Genomic DNA, 13,223 nt, shown 5'->3' on the forward strand with positions numbered 1-13,223 from the left:
ATCGAATTGAACCGTCATCAGTCAGTGTTTTGTCATGTATTTGCATCGAGTCTGTCTGTGAATCCAGCGTTGGCAGGAGTGATTATGGGTCTGCGAAATCATTCGCAGACATATTTTCCCTATCCGAAAACAAACTGTCATTAAACTGACGCCCCACTGACACGCTAGCGTTCTAGGGTAAGGCCTCTGTGTTTCACACTGAGCGACCTTTGAGTTATGCGTGCAAAATGCTTTCCCTATCTTGTGCTGTTGCCGACGCTGGTTTTTTTGCTTTCCTTTACCTATTTCCCTTTGCTGCGTTCGATCATCGACAGCCTGTATGACACCCGGCTGAATGCCGATACGCCACTGTTCGTCGGTCTGGATAACTTTGTGCGTCTGGTGCAGGACGCAGTGTTTTGGCAGGCCTTGCTGAACAACGTGCTGTACATCCTGATGACGGTGGTGCCCGGCGTCCTGCTGGCGCTGTTGTTGGCGGTGCTGCTGTGGGAAAACACACGTGTTAACCGCTGGCTGCGCACCGCTTTCTTCTTTCCAATGATTATTCCGCTGGTGAGCGCCGCGACGCTGTGGCTGTTCATCTTTATGCCGGGGCTAGGGCTGCTGGATTACTATCTGGCGAAAATATTCGGCCCGATGAACAGCAACTACCTCGGCATGAGCAACAGCGCACTGGTGGCGGTGAGCGTCATCGGTATCTGGAAATTCGCCGGTTACTACATGCTGTTTTTTCTCGCTGGTCTGCAAGCCGTTTCTGCTTCCGCCCGCGAGGCAGCGCTGATGGAAGGGGCTTCCCGGCGTCAGGTATTTTTCTACGTCACGCTGCCGCTGCTGCGCCCAACCATCGCTTTTGTGGTCACTATCGCTTTTATCTACGCCATCACTCAGATCGACCATGTCGCTGTGATGACGCGCGGCGGGCCGAATAACGCGACGACTGTGCTGCTCTATTACATTCAGGATCTGGCGAATGATACGCACGATCTGGGCAAAGCCTCCGCGGCCACCTTCCTGACGCTGGCGATGCTGTTCGCCTTTTCCATGATGAATCTGAAAGTGCTGGAGAAGGGGGCACATTATGAGCGCTGAAAATCAGCTCGTTGACGTTCGGAGCGTGAAAGATCCGCGCGTTGAAAACCGAAGCGTGATCAACCCGCTTCGTATCACGACGCGATTCACGCTGCCGCTGCTGCTGATTTGCGCCGCGTTACTGTGGGTCAGCCCGTTTATCTGGATGCTGTCTTCTTCCGTCAGCTCCAGCAGCTTTGGTGTGGATATGGCCTCGCTGCTGCCGCGTCTTCCGCTCACGCTCGATAACTTCCGCGATGCGTGGGACAGCGCTAACTGGCTACAGCTTTATACCAATACGCTGATTTTTGCGGTCGGCACGTTTCTGGTGCAGTTGGTGACGATCACCACGGCGGGCTACATCTTTGCCTACCACGAGTTTCGCGGCAAAACACTGCTGTTCTACCTGTTGCTGATTCAACTGATGATCATGCCTGTTGTCATGATGGTGCCAAACATGATGACGCTCAAACAACTCGGCCTGCTCAATACCCTGACTGGCGTGATGATGCCGTATTTCGCCTCGGCGTTTGGTGTGTTTTTGATGCGTCAGGCATTTCTCAATATTGCCAAAGAGATCGAAGAAGCCGCGTTGATGGAGGGCTGTCGCTGGTGGCAGGTGGTGTTCCACGTCCTGATCCCAATGACCTGGCCGTCGATTCTGGCTTTCGCCACGGTCAGCATTACCTATCACTGGAACGAATATCTCTGGCCGCTGATGGTGCTCAACGACCCCGACAAACAGGTGCTGACCATCGGGCTGGTGTCGTTTGCCATGGGTGCGGAGTCCGGCGGGCAGTGGGGATTGATCTGTGCGGGCACGCTGCTGGTGTGCCTGCCGCTGATGGTGGCTTTCGTGTTGTTCCAGAAGCAGTTCCTGAGCAGCTTCGGCTTCTCGGGCATTAAGTAAATCGCTGTAAGGCTATGCGGGTAATACGGATGACTTGAGCCCGTTATTAGGGGAAACACAGGGAGAGGTTCCCGCAGGGATACCTCCCCCTTGTGGTCGCCCCGTGTATCTCGATTCTTAAACGATCGGCGTTCGCCAATGGGCGAAATAACGATAGAGGTGGTGGTTATGTTGCTGGCACAAATTTCCGATCTGCATTTTCGCAGTGATGGTCGCAAGCTCTATGAATTTATTGATATTAACGGGGAAAATGCCAAAGTCATTAATCAGCTCAACGCACTGAGCGAGCAGCCAGACGCGGTGGTAATTAGCGGCGACATCGTCAACTGCGGCAGTCCGCAGGAGTATCAGGTGGCACAACGTGTGTTACAGATGCTGGATTACCCGTTGTACGTGATTCCGGGTAATCACGATGACAAACAGCATTTCCTCAACGCGATGCGCCCGCTTTGCCCGCAATTGGGCGATGATCCTGAGAACATCCGCTATGCCGTAGATGATTTCCCGATGCGCCTGCTGTTCATCGACACCAGTCTGGCTGGACAGGCGAAAGGCTGGCTGACGCCGTCCACGCTGGGCTGGCTGGAGCAACAATTGCAGGAGCATGCCACGCGTGAAACGGCGATCTTTATGCACCATCCGCCGCTTCCATTGGGATCGGCACACATGGATCGGATCGCCTGCGAAAACGGGAGCGAGCTGCTGACGCTGATCGAACGTTTCCCGCAGCTTACACGGGTCTTCTGCGGTCATACGCACCGTTTGATTATGACGCAGCATCGGCAGGCGATTATTGCCACGGTACCGGGTACCGTCCATCAGGTGCCGTATTTCTACTATGACGACACGTCGTACTACAATCTGGAACCCGCCAGCGTGGTGATGCACCGCTATGTGCCGGTCACCGGGCTGGTGAGTTACAGTCAGTCGATCGCCTCGTACCCTGGACCTTACCTCTACGATCCGCGTATCAGCTGTCCGGTGGATGCGTAATGGCCGTGATTCAACTACGAAATATCAGCAAACGCTTTGAGCACACGCAGGCGCTGGCCTCGCTATCGCTGGATATCGCAGACGGCGAATTTCTGGTGCTGGTCGGGCCGTCCGGCTGTGGAAAAAGTACGCTGCTGCGTATGCTGGCCGGACTGGAAGAGGTGAGCGACGGGCAGATCCTGCTGGGCGAGGATGACATTACGACGTGGAGCCCGAAGCAGCGCAATTTCTCGATGATCTTCCAGAACTATGCGCTGTTTCCGCACCTGACGGTCGAGCAGAACATCACTTTCGGGATGCGGATGCGCGGTGAGCCGAAAGCGGAGTATCCACAACGCGTGCAGCGCGTTGCCAGCCTGCTTCAACTTGAGGCGCTACTGAAACGCAAACCGGGAAAACTGTCCGGCGGTCAGCGGCAGCGTGTGGCGATGGCGCGAGCGATCGTGCGCGATCCACATTTGTTTCTGATGGATGAGCCTTTGTCGAATCTGGATGCCCGTCTGCGCAGCGATGTGCGGGACGGCATTATGGATCTGCATCGGCAGTTGAGAACGACCACCGTTTACGTCACGCACGATCAGATTGAGGCGATGACGATGGCCGACAGGATCGCCGTGCTCGATCGCGGTGTGCTGCAACAGGTTGGTACACCGGAGGAGCTGTATTCGCATCCGGCTAATGTCTTTGTCGCCGGGTTTATCGGTACGCCCGCGATGAATCTCGTGACGCTGCCCTACACCGATGGTTGTGCGATGTTACAGGCATTGCCCGTGGCGCTGCCTGTCAGTGAAGTAACGCATGCATTAACCAGCGTGCTGCTGGGAATTCGTCCTGAGCATATTACCGAACACGCCGCGTCAGACGGCGAATTGTCATTGCCGGGAACGGTGAAGCAACGGGAGCTGTTTGGTGCGGAATATCTGATACATGTGGATACGCCGTTGGGCAATATTCGCTACCGTCGGCCAAATCGCGATGGCGTGCCGGATGTCGGCGCACCCATTGTGCTTCATTTTTCACCGCAGGATTGTCATTGGTTTTCCGGGCAAACCGCCCGTAATTTATCCCAGGAGAAAAGAAATGCGTAAGCCCCGTATGATGGCGCTGGCGATAGCCTTGCTGATGTCTGGCCCCGCTCTGGCGAAAGAGAGTATCGATTTTATGTTCCCCGCGCCAGTTGATGGCAAGCTGACGATGGAAATGACGCGCATCATCAAGGAGTACAACCAATCTCAGGATCAGGTTGACGTGCGTGGGATCTTCACCGGTAATTACGATACAACCAAAGTGAAAGCGGAAGCTGCCGCCAAAGCGGGCGATCCGCCAGCGCTGGTGATCATGTCGGCGAATTTCACTGCTGATCTGGTTATCAAAGATGAAATCCTGCCGATGGACGAGTTGTTCAAATACGGCAATGAAAAAGCCACGCCTTTCCTGACTAAAAACTTCTGGCCTGCGCTGCACCAGAATGCGCAGGTGATGGGCGTGACTTATGCGATCCCGTTCCACAACTCGACGCCGATCCTCTATTACAACGAAGACATGCTGAAGAAGGCCGGCTTTAATGAACCGCCGAAAAACTGGGATGAAGTGGTTGCGGTAGCGAAAAAGCTCACCGACCCGGCGAAAGGGCAGTGGGGCATCATGATTCCGTCCACGAACGATGACTACGGCGGCTGGATGCTGTCTGCGCTGACGCGTGCCAACGGCGGGGCGTATTACAATGCCGACTATCCAGGGGAAGTGTATTACAACACCGCATCGACTAAAGGTGCGCTCCAGTTCTGGCGTGATTTAGTGTACCGCGACAAAGTAATGCCCGCTGGCGTGCTGAATTCCAAACAGATCAGCGCTGCGTTTTTCTCCGGCAAGTTGGGCATGACGATGCTGAGCACCGGCGCGCTGGGTTTTATGCGGGAGAACACCAAAGATTTCCAGCTTGGTGTAGCGATGATGCCGGAAAAAGAGCGTCGTGGTGTCACTATCGGCGGGGCAAGTCTGGTGAGCTTTAAAGGGATTTCCGAAGAACAGAAAAAAGCGGCCTGGAAGTTCATGAGTTATCTGGTCAGCCCTGAAGTCAGCGGAAACTGGAGCCGTTTTACCGGCTACTTCGCACCGCGCATGGCGGCCTACGATCTGCCGGAAATGAAGGATTATTTGGCGAAAGATCCGCGTGCGGCGATTGCGCTTTCGCAACTGCAATATGCCCATCCGTGGTATGCCACCTATGAAACAGTCGCGGTACGTAAAGCGATGGAAAATCAGTTGGCGGCGCTGCTAAACGATCCGGCGAAAAAGGTCGATGACGCTGCTGCCGCTGCGCAAAAAGAGGCGGATGGCATCATGAAGCCTTACGTGGATAAAACGGCATTGCGTGACGTGAAATAAGGTAGTTCCGCCCCGTTGATACTGACGCAACGGGGTGGGATCACCTTTAATGCGCAGCCTGAGAACTCATCCCCGCCGAGCTACGTGATAATGAGAGGGTAAAGGCGGAGAGCGCGGTAAAAGTGAGCGCGATACCCCCCAGAATAAGGTAAGTCTGGTTGAAGCCGATGCGGTCGTACAGATTGCCCGCCACGGAGGAGAGGAATATCGCCATGAACTGTTTGGCGAACTGGAAGCCCACCAGATAAATCGTGGCCGACAAGCGTGAATCAAACGTATTGGCGATGTATTTGAAGATCCCGATAAGCAGCAGCGGCACTTCAAAGGCGTGCAGCATTTTCAGGATGATAACTTCTGTGACGGACGTGGCGCAGGCCGACCCCAAAATCCTGATCGACATAATCGTTCCTGCCACCAGCAGCGCATTTTTAGCGCCGATCCGACCGATTAGCCACGGCGTGCAGAACATCACCAGCGCATTCGCCGCTTCCCCGGTGGTGGTGACAAAACCAAAGATCTGGTTGCCCTGTTCCTGTGAACTAAAGAACGATTTGAAGAAATTGGCGAATTGCTGATCGTAGACGTCATAAATACAGGCGACACCAACCACGTAGAGCACCAGCAGCCAGAACTGACGGTTGGCCAGCAGACCTAATGCCAGCTTTACACTAAAAGGCGAGGCGTTGGCACCGAGCGACTCTATGACGGTCGCGGTTGAATTGTTTTCCGTCTTTGCCAGGCACAGCAGCACGATCAAGATAATAGCTGCGCCGGATCCCATCCAGAACACGATATCGGGGTTGATGTTAAACAACATGCCTGCCGTTGAGGCGCAAATTCCCCAGCCAAAACAGCCAAACATGCGCGCCTTGCCGTACTCAAAGTGATGCTGTCGGCTGATGCGTTCGATATAGGCTTCAATGGCTCCGGCACCCGCACTGAAAGAGAACCCGATATACAGGCCGCCGACTAAAGCACCCAGTATCACGTTGATTTTTAAAAGCGGGGCGAAGACATACAAAAAGAAAGGGGCAAAGAAGAGCAACAGCACAGCGATCACCCAGAGCAGGTGCTTCTTCATGCCCAGCTTGTCGGACAGAATGCCGAGGAAAGGCTGGAACAGAATTGCGAACAGGGACAGGAAGGAAAAAACGATGCCAGTATCGGTCTTGTTAAGCCCGATAACGTCCGCCAGCCAAATCGGCAAAAACGGAAAGCACGTTGCCATGATAAAAAAATAAAGAAAGAAGAACGCGCCGAAAATCCAGAAGTTACGGTTATTTTTGTAGTAGCACGAAGTGGTAGGCATCTTTATTTCCCCCCAAGAGGGTAGCGAGCATCATGACGCGGGACGCTGCTGTCCCGCGCGGTCGTGTTGCGAATGTCTAGAGCAAGTGAAGAGGCTAGCTGCCAGCCGTCTCTGCTACTGCGGAAAGTGCGACCAGAATGGCGGTTTCCGGCGTGAGGACGGGTAGGGCAAGGCCCGCCTGCATCAGCCAGTCGCCAGAAACCACGATCGGCTGACGTAACCAGGGCGGCAGTTTACGCATGGTGCCACCGCCTTCTCGTACCGTTTTGATTTCCGGGCCGTCCAGCAGAGTGACTTCATAGCGTGCGTCAGGCAGCAGGCCGGGGAAGCGTAGCGTACCCGCCAGTGAATAATCTGGCATACGCAACTGGGCTATCTGGAAAACGGCATGCTGGCGATCGTGGCTGACTACGCCAGTGACCTGCGTCGTATCGTCCGGCATATCGACCCGCCAGGTAGTGCCGCTGTGCAGCAGTGGGCGCAGCGTTTTATGCAACTGGATGTAGTGGCGATAGCCTTCCAACTCGTCGTCATCGGCCTTCACGGGATCCAGCTCGATGCCCATGTGGCCGAACAACGCTGTCAAGCCGCGAAAGGCGAGGGTATGACGTCGATACGTGGCGTGGCAGCGGGCATGCCCGATGTGCTGCCCCATCACCTCCGGTGGGAAGAAGTAGCTCATACCGCGCTGGATGGTCTGGCGCTCCAGCGCGTCGTTATTATCTGACACCCAGAAACGCTGGGTTCGCTCCAACACACCGTAGTCGATGCGGCCGCCGCCGGAGGCGCAGGATTCAAATTCGACATGGGGAAAACGCTGGCGCAGGGTATCAAGCAGACGATAGAACTGACGGGTTTGCGCATCGGCGGCCAGACGCCTCTCATGACCCGGCTGCACCAGCTCACGGTTCATATCCCATTTTACATAATCGATTGGGTGTTCACCCAACAACCAGCTCAGTCGCTCCAGCAGGTAAGCGAAGGCGTCGGGCTGGTTTAAATTCAGTACGTACTGGTAGCGACCCGTTGGCTGCGCGTAGCCGGGCAATTGCAGTACCCAGTCGGGATGGGCACGAAACAGGTCGGAATCGGGGTTAATCATCTCCGGTTCGACCCAAATGCCGAACTCCATTCCCAAGGCTTTGACATGCTCAATCACGGGCATCAGCCCGTTAGGGTATTTTTCCTCGTCCAGATACCAGTCGCCGAGTGCGGCTTGGTCATGGTGACGTCCACGGAACCAACCGTCATCGATAATAAAGCGCTCTACGCCGACGTCGGCGGCTTTGCTCGCCATCTGCATGATGTACTCGGGGTCATGATCGAAATAGATCCCTTCCCACGTATTGAGGTGTACCGGACGTGGTTTATCGCCGCAGAATGAGATCAGGGACTGGCGCAAGAAGGTGTGATAGCGCTGGCTCATGCCGTTTAAACCGGCATCGGAGAAGGCGGCGTAGACCCACGGCGTGGTGAGGGATTCCGACTGTGCCAGCGTGATTTCACCCGGCAGATACAGGGCTTCCGCCTGTACGACGCGACGGCCATCCGTTTTGATATCGGCACGCAAGCGGTGGTTGCCGCTCCAGCCTAAATGCACACCCCAGACAGCGCCACGCTCTTCGCTGAATGCGGACTCGCCAAGGATAAAGGCGGGGAAATACTCGTGGGAACTTCTTCCCCGACGGCTTTCCTGAATAAAACCGCCGTGCTGCAACGTGAGGCGGTGGGTCTGAAACTCGCGCAGCCAGCGGCCGTGGAACGCCATAACGTCGCTCGCCCGTTCTGGGACGGGCAGCGTGACGGCGAGGCGCTGTACTTGCCAGGCATCCGCACGCAGATTCTCTAGCGTATGGCGCAGTTGCAATACATCGGTCTGCGGATCCAGACGCAGCTCGCTGACCAGGCGAAGCCCTGCCTGTGCATCTTCCGCCGTGATGGTGAGCGTATTGTCCTGAACGTCAGTCTGCGTCGTCGTGAAGATCGGCGCGGCGTCATAGCCTGAACGGTGTCCCTCAATACCCGGTGAACCGAACTGGCCACGCCCGTATTCCATCGCCAGCGTTAGAGGAAGATCCACATCCAGACGACCGTTAGCGACAGGGCGTTGTAGAGAAATGATATCTTCTGGCGAAAAACCACGCAGCCGTGGCCCCCAGTAGAGAATTTCTGCTGCCGGGGCGCAGCGTACGATGACATCGCACTGCGCGCTGGTTAATTGGACAATATCACGCTTCATGAGGAAGACTCCAAATTACGATGACTCAATAACGAATAGTGGATCTCAGTGAAAACTTAAACGTTTAAGTCATCAACTTAAACGTTTAAGAAGTGTGATGTTGTTAAAATAATTGCCACGAAATAGAAAAAGGTTGCGATGAAGATGTGAAGGGCATCTCTCTGACGGCTGGCGTAGCACATCAACCGATGGCTTTATATGAAATGTGGCAGAGAGCAGAATCGATTAGGCGGGAAAACTCGTTTTACCGAGGCGTAACGTTGGCTGCCATAACACCTGCAAGTTTTCTACGGATTCGCCCGCGATGAGCGCTTGCATCATACTGGCAATCTGTTCGCCAACCTGCTCACGTGTTGCTTGCTCGATGGCTGTCACGTTGAGGTCGGTCAGGCTGTCCTGTGGCAAGCCGTCATACATCACTAATGCGATTGGATGTGAACCGGAAAGGCGACCGGCCTGCTGCAACGCGGCGACAGCGCCATCGCCGTGGACGTTGCCATCCATCACGATAGCGGTGGGTGGTTCAGGCAACGCCAGAAGGTCGAGCATGGCCTGATAGCCCGCGCGGCGCGTGGGGTTAACACAGCGCAGATAGGCGTCGTGAAACGGCAGGCCGTGGCGTTGCAGGGTATCGCGATAGCCTTGACGACGCTGCATGATAAACGCCTGCGGGTGGTCTTCACTTAACATAGCGATACGGCGATGGCCGAGTTCAAGCAGGTGTTCGGTCGCCAGCGCCATGCCCGTGCGGTTGTCAAAATCGAACCAGGCGTAAGGGTGAGGGAGCTGGCTGCGCCCCAGCGCCAGAAAAGGCACATTGCTACGTTGCAGTAGCGTCAGTCGTGCATCCTGTTCGCATGTATGCGCCACGATCAACGCGTCGATCCGGCGGCTGGCGATCAACCGGGCGGCACTCTGACAGGCATCTTGCTCGTCAGCTAGCAGGAGAAAATCGACCTCATGCTGTGCCAGCTTGCGACTGATCGCGCCAATCATCTCAAAAAAGATATCGTTACTCAGAGAGGAGGCGTAGGGATAGACCAGCCCGACGGCGTTGCTTTTACCCATTTTCAGGCGACGCGCATGAGTATTGGGGCGATACCCAATACGCTCTGCTTCTTCTTGAATACGCTGGCGCGTGGCGTCGGAGATATCCCGATGACCGTTTAGAGCACGGCTCACCGCCGCCACGGACAAACTCAGATTATTCGCGATTGTTTTTAACGACATCACCCTCTCCTGACGTGCATGCCCGGCGATGGGGCGGTCTAGCGGGAAAACCGCATTATAGCAACCAGCCTTTGGTTTTGGCGTCTTCCAGATGCAGCTTCAGGTAGTGCCACAGTTCTGGGTTGATGGTGGCGATGAATTCGGCGCGGCCAAGAACCTGCTCCAGACGGATGCCATTTTCTACCCAGCTTTGACCGCCGTTGGACAGGTTCATCAGCATCGGCATGACGCGATCGAGCATCATGGCGAACTGGGCGCTGGGGGTTTCATTGGCTTCGTACTCTTCCCACAAATCGTGGAATTGTTGACGCTGTGGCTCCGGTAGCAGGCCAAAGATACGGGCGGCGGCAGCGACTTCCTGATCGTGAATCGCCAGACGAGCAGAGAGATCGTAAACGATCACATCGCCTGCATCGATTTCGACGATGTCGTGAATCAGCGCCATTTGGATAACACGCTGAATATCGACGCCTTTACCCGCATAAGGGGCTAGCGCCATTGCCGCAACGGCGAAATGCCAACTGTGTTCGGCTGAATCTTCGTGGCGTTCGCTACCGATGATTTTGTTACGGCGCTGCACGCTTTTTAATTTATCGATTTCTATCAAAAAGCTGAAAACATCGGTCATAGAACCGAAATTCAGAGTAGATGGGGAAGATGACATGAAACGCTTACCTCTTGCAGTGAAAACGATGCAGTAAAAATCATGCAGTGAAAACCAAAACTACAGGAAGGTGCTGTGAGCGTCAGAACCGGATGACCGTTAGCGTAAAGAACCGGTAAAAACGGCATAGCCCTTAAAAATATAGGGAAATATCGAAGCCGATCATTGTAGGGGATGTTGCCTGAGATTGACATGAATGATTACGCGTTAAGTGCGTTCCCGTTTCAGGAGAAGGCAAAAATAATTTTCTAGCTTACACGTGTACACTGAAACTATTCTCAGTTAATCTGCTCAAAGGTTAAACACCTGCGTCTGTTTCATCTTGTATAAAACAGCGCGAAAGATGGAAAAAATAATGTCAGAACACGCGACTGCGGAATTTATTGATGTCAAAAAATACACAGGTGCCGGAATACTCTCTGGCCGAGGAAATTGCGAATAGCATAAGCCACGGAATCGGTGTGATTTTCGGGATTGTTGGCCTGGTTCTGCTACTGGTGCAGGCTGTCAACAATGATGCTGGCAACGTGGCGATCACCAGCTACAGCCTCTATGGTGGCAGTATTATCCTACTGTTTTTGGCCTCAACGTTGTACCACGCGATCCCATCTCAGCGTATTAAGCCGTGGCTGAAAAAATTCGACCACTGCGCTATCTATCTGTTGATTGCCGGAACCTATACGCCGTTTTTGCTGGTGGGGCTGGATTCACCGTTGGCGCATGGTCTGATGGTCGTTATCTGGGGAATGGCGCTGCTGGGCGTGATTTTCAAACTGGCGTTTGCCCACCGTTTTGAAGTGTTGTCATTGATTACCTATCTGGTGATGGGTTGGCTGTCGTTGGTGGTGATTTACCAGATGGTAATGAAGCTGGCAGCGGGGAGCGTGACGTTGCTGGCGGTGGGCGGCGTGGTGTATACGCTGGGGGTGATTTTCTACGCCTGCAAGCGCATTCCCTATAATCACGCGATCTGGCACGGCTTTGTGCTGGGCGGCAGCGTCTGCCACTTTCTGGCGATTTATCTTTATATTTAATCTTCGAATGCTTGCCTGAAACGTATGGCGTGCAGTGATAATGGATAGATCGTAAAGACGCGGTGAATACCTCCCTGTACGCTCGAGCCGCTCGGATATGAATCTCATCCCTGAGATTCACCCTTTCAGTGCCGTCGTAAACGACGTTCAAAAGCGTTCCTGACGCTTTTGTCCCTGTCGCGGACGCTTTACTCTTCTATTCCATTATCACTGTTATCGTTCTGAGGAGAGATTTACCATATTCATACTGTGGCTTAACTCGTCGAATTAATCCGTTATTTCATACGGCAGCGGCTGAACCGTGAGTTGGCTGTCGGCATCTTCGCGTACGCGCAGGACGTTCTCCGCGGTGAGATCGTTATTCAACACGGCCTGTACCCACACCTCACCGTTCTGCAATTGGCTGGCTGCCAACACCGTACCGGTACGGCGCCAGTTTTCGCCGAGCTGTAATTCGAGGTCGTCCCCCGCTTGCGGGAGCTGATTGGCCTTACCTGCCAGCCAGTAAAGCGCACGCTTGTTCGCACCACGATATTTTGCCCGCGCCACCATTTCCTGACCGGCATAGCACCCTTTGCTGAAGCTAATCCCATTTAATGCCTGTAAATTCGTCGCTTGCGGGATGAACTGCGCACTGTTTGCGCTGTCAATGATTGGCTGGCCTGCTTCGATATCCAGCGTCAGCCACTGGCGGCTGTCATTCAGACTGACTTTATCGCCAAGTTGCTCAAGCAGTGACGCACTTTGCTCAGGATACAGTACCAGCAGGAAACGTTCTGCTGGATGGGCAAAATGCAGTAAGGTTGCCCCTTCGTGCTGCACGACTGGGTGCTCGGTATCTGGAAGTTGGCTAAATACAGAGGCCAATAGTTCGCGGATGCCCGCCCCTGCCGCGCCCAGCAGTACGGCATTGTCGTTCGGTGCAATCGTTGTTTTCGAGAAAACGGCGTATTTTTTCAGTTCGCTAAGCTGGGTGTCGCGCAGGTTACGACGCTCAATGAAAGCAAAGCCTTCGCCGTGATGGAACAGACGCAGGTTGCTCCACATTTTCCCTTTCGCATCGCAGTGCGCGCAAAGGACGTGCCGATCGTCAGCAAGCACGCTGACATCTGCGGTGACCTGCCCCTGAAGGTATTTGACGGTATCCGGCCCAACCACCGTGGCCAGCGCCCAGTCATCCAGCGAGATGAGCGTGGCGGCCAGTTGGGCGGAAGCCAATAAAGGTTGTGAGGCAAAAGGAAGTTGATGAGCCGTATGTTGGTTAACCATATAGTACAATCCTGCGCTAAGGGGGATGCCCGAATGGCTTAATGGTAAAAGAGCGTTCAGGGTTTGCAAGTGGTTATTCACGCAGCGTTATTGCATAGCACATCCTGCTGCTGTTCGGC

The 13,223-nt window shown here is 54.4% G+C and carries 11 protein-coding genes; 6 read left to right on the forward strand and 5 right to left on the reverse strand.

Annotated elements, in window-relative coordinates; translation table 11 throughout:
• Window positions 1-216: 216 nt before the first annotated feature.
• From ACKQAD_RS15920 to ACKQAD_RS15940, 5 genes are all read left to right on the forward strand, one after another.
• On the forward strand, window positions 217-1,089 hold the full coding sequence (locus tag ACKQAD_RS15920) for a carbohydrate ABC transporter permease (protein WP_409161047.1): 873 nt from the start codon (window positions 217-219) through the stop codon (window positions 1,087-1,089).
• On the forward strand, window positions 1,079-1,978 hold the full coding sequence (locus tag ACKQAD_RS15925) for a carbohydrate ABC transporter permease (protein ID WP_409161048.1): 900 nt from the start codon (window positions 1,079-1,081) through the stop codon (window positions 1,976-1,978). The genes ACKQAD_RS15920 and ACKQAD_RS15925 overlap by 11 nt, the downstream gene beginning before the upstream one ends.
• Before the next feature lie 168 nt (window positions 1,979-2,146).
• Window positions 2,147-2,971, forward strand: a complete 825-nt coding sequence (locus ACKQAD_RS15930; RefSeq protein ID WP_409161049.1) for a glycerophosphodiester phosphodiesterase GpdQ — start codon at window positions 2,147-2,149, stop codon at window positions 2,969-2,971.
• On the forward strand, window positions 2,971-4,059 hold the full coding sequence (locus ACKQAD_RS15935; protein ID WP_409161050.1) for an ABC transporter ATP-binding protein: 1,089 nt from the start codon (window positions 2,971-2,973) through the stop codon (window positions 4,057-4,059). Before ACKQAD_RS15930 ends, ACKQAD_RS15935 begins: the two co-directional genes overlap by 1 nt.
• Window positions 4,052-5,359 carry an ABC transporter substrate-binding protein gene (locus tag ACKQAD_RS15940; RefSeq protein WP_409161051.1) on the forward strand — a complete coding sequence of 436 codons (1,308 nt, stop codon included), beginning with the start codon at window positions 4,052-4,054 and terminating at the stop codon, window positions 5,357-5,359. Before ACKQAD_RS15935 ends, ACKQAD_RS15940 begins: the two co-directional genes overlap by 8 nt.
• A 46-nt stretch (window positions 5,360-5,405) precedes the next feature.
• Here ACKQAD_RS15940 and ACKQAD_RS15945 read toward each other — a convergent pair whose 3' ends face one another.
• From ACKQAD_RS15945 to ACKQAD_RS15960, 4 genes are all read right to left on the reverse strand, one after another.
• Window positions 5,406-6,668, reverse strand: coding sequence for an MFS transporter (locus ACKQAD_RS15945; protein ID WP_409161052.1), 1,263 nt, complete (start codon window positions 6,666-6,668; stop codon window positions 5,406-5,408).
• A 94-nt stretch (window positions 6,669-6,762) separates the two neighbouring features.
• Window positions 6,763-8,907 (reverse strand): alpha-galactosidase, encoded by a 2,145-nt coding sequence (locus tag ACKQAD_RS15950; RefSeq protein ID WP_409161053.1) that lies wholly within the window; start codon window positions 8,905-8,907, stop codon window positions 6,763-6,765.
• A 225-nt stretch (window positions 8,908-9,132) separates the two neighbouring features.
• Window positions 9,133-10,137, reverse strand: coding sequence for a LacI family DNA-binding transcriptional regulator (locus ACKQAD_RS15955; protein WP_409161054.1), 1,005 nt, complete (start codon window positions 10,135-10,137; stop codon window positions 9,133-9,135).
• Window positions 10,138-10,192: 55 nt separating this feature from the next.
• A complete protein-coding gene (locus ACKQAD_RS15960) occupies window positions 10,193-10,801 on the reverse strand; it encodes an HD domain-containing protein (protein WP_409161055.1) in 609 nt (202 codons plus the stop codon).
• 386 nt (window positions 10,802-11,187) lie between these two features.
• Here ACKQAD_RS15960 and trhA point away from each other — a divergent pair, with 386 nt between their 5' ends.
• Complete coding sequence (gene trhA, locus ACKQAD_RS15965) at window positions 11,188-11,835, forward strand: PAQR family membrane homeostasis protein TrhA (protein WP_409161056.1); 648 nt, start codon at window positions 11,188-11,190, stop codon at window positions 11,833-11,835.
• Window positions 11,836-12,102: 267 nt separating this feature from the next.
• Here the strand turns inward: trhA and ygfZ are convergent, their stop codons facing one another.
• Window positions 12,103-13,104, reverse strand: coding sequence for a tRNA-modifying protein YgfZ (gene ygfZ, locus ACKQAD_RS15970; RefSeq protein ID WP_409161057.1), 1,002 nt, complete (start codon window positions 13,102-13,104; stop codon window positions 12,103-12,105).
• Window positions 13,105-13,223: the final 119 nt, after the last annotated feature.

This window comes from Pectobacterium artocarpous (assembly GCF_046159765.1).
In the GTDB taxonomy this organism is placed as follows: Bacteria; Pseudomonadota; Gammaproteobacteria; order Enterobacterales; family Enterobacteriaceae; genus Pectobacterium.

Excerpts from the sequence above, each read along its gene's own strand:
- ygfZ (WP_409161057.1), bottom strand. The coding sequence starts at position 13,104 with ATGGTTAACCAACATACGGCTCATCAACTTCCTTTTGCCTCACAACCT.
- trhA (WP_409161056.1), top strand. The coding sequence starts at position 11,188 with ATGTCAAAAAATACACAGGTGCCGGAATACTCTCTGGCCGAGGAAATT.
- ACKQAD_RS15925 (WP_409161048.1), top strand. The coding sequence starts at position 1,079 with ATGAGCGCTGAAAATCAGCTCGTTGACGTTCGGAGCGTGAAAGATCCG.
- ACKQAD_RS15955 (WP_409161054.1), bottom strand. The coding sequence starts at position 10,137 with ATGTCGTTAAAAACAATCGCGAATAATCTGAGTTTGTCCGTGGCGGCG.
- ACKQAD_RS15960 (WP_409161055.1), bottom strand. The coding sequence starts at position 10,801 with ATGTCATCTTCCCCATCTACTCTGAATTTCGGTTCTATGACCGATGTT.
- ACKQAD_RS15930 (WP_409161049.1), top strand. The coding sequence starts at position 2,147 with ATGTTGCTGGCACAAATTTCCGATCTGCATTTTCGCAGTGATGGTCGC.
- ACKQAD_RS15940 (WP_409161051.1), top strand. The coding sequence starts at position 4,052 with ATGCGTAAGCCCCGTATGATGGCGCTGGCGATAGCCTTGCTGATGTCT.
- ACKQAD_RS15950 (WP_409161053.1), bottom strand. The coding sequence starts at position 8,907 with ATGAAGCGTGATATTGTCCAATTAACCAGCGCGCAGTGCGATGTCATC.
- ACKQAD_RS15935 (WP_409161050.1), top strand. The coding sequence starts at position 2,971 with ATGGCCGTGATTCAACTACGAAATATCAGCAAACGCTTTGAGCACACG.
- ACKQAD_RS15945 (WP_409161052.1), bottom strand. The coding sequence starts at position 6,668 with ATGCCTACCACTTCGTGCTACTACAAAAATAACCGTAACTTCTGGATT.
- ACKQAD_RS15920 (WP_409161047.1), top strand. The coding sequence starts at position 217 with ATGCGTGCAAAATGCTTTCCCTATCTTGTGCTGTTGCCGACGCTGGTT.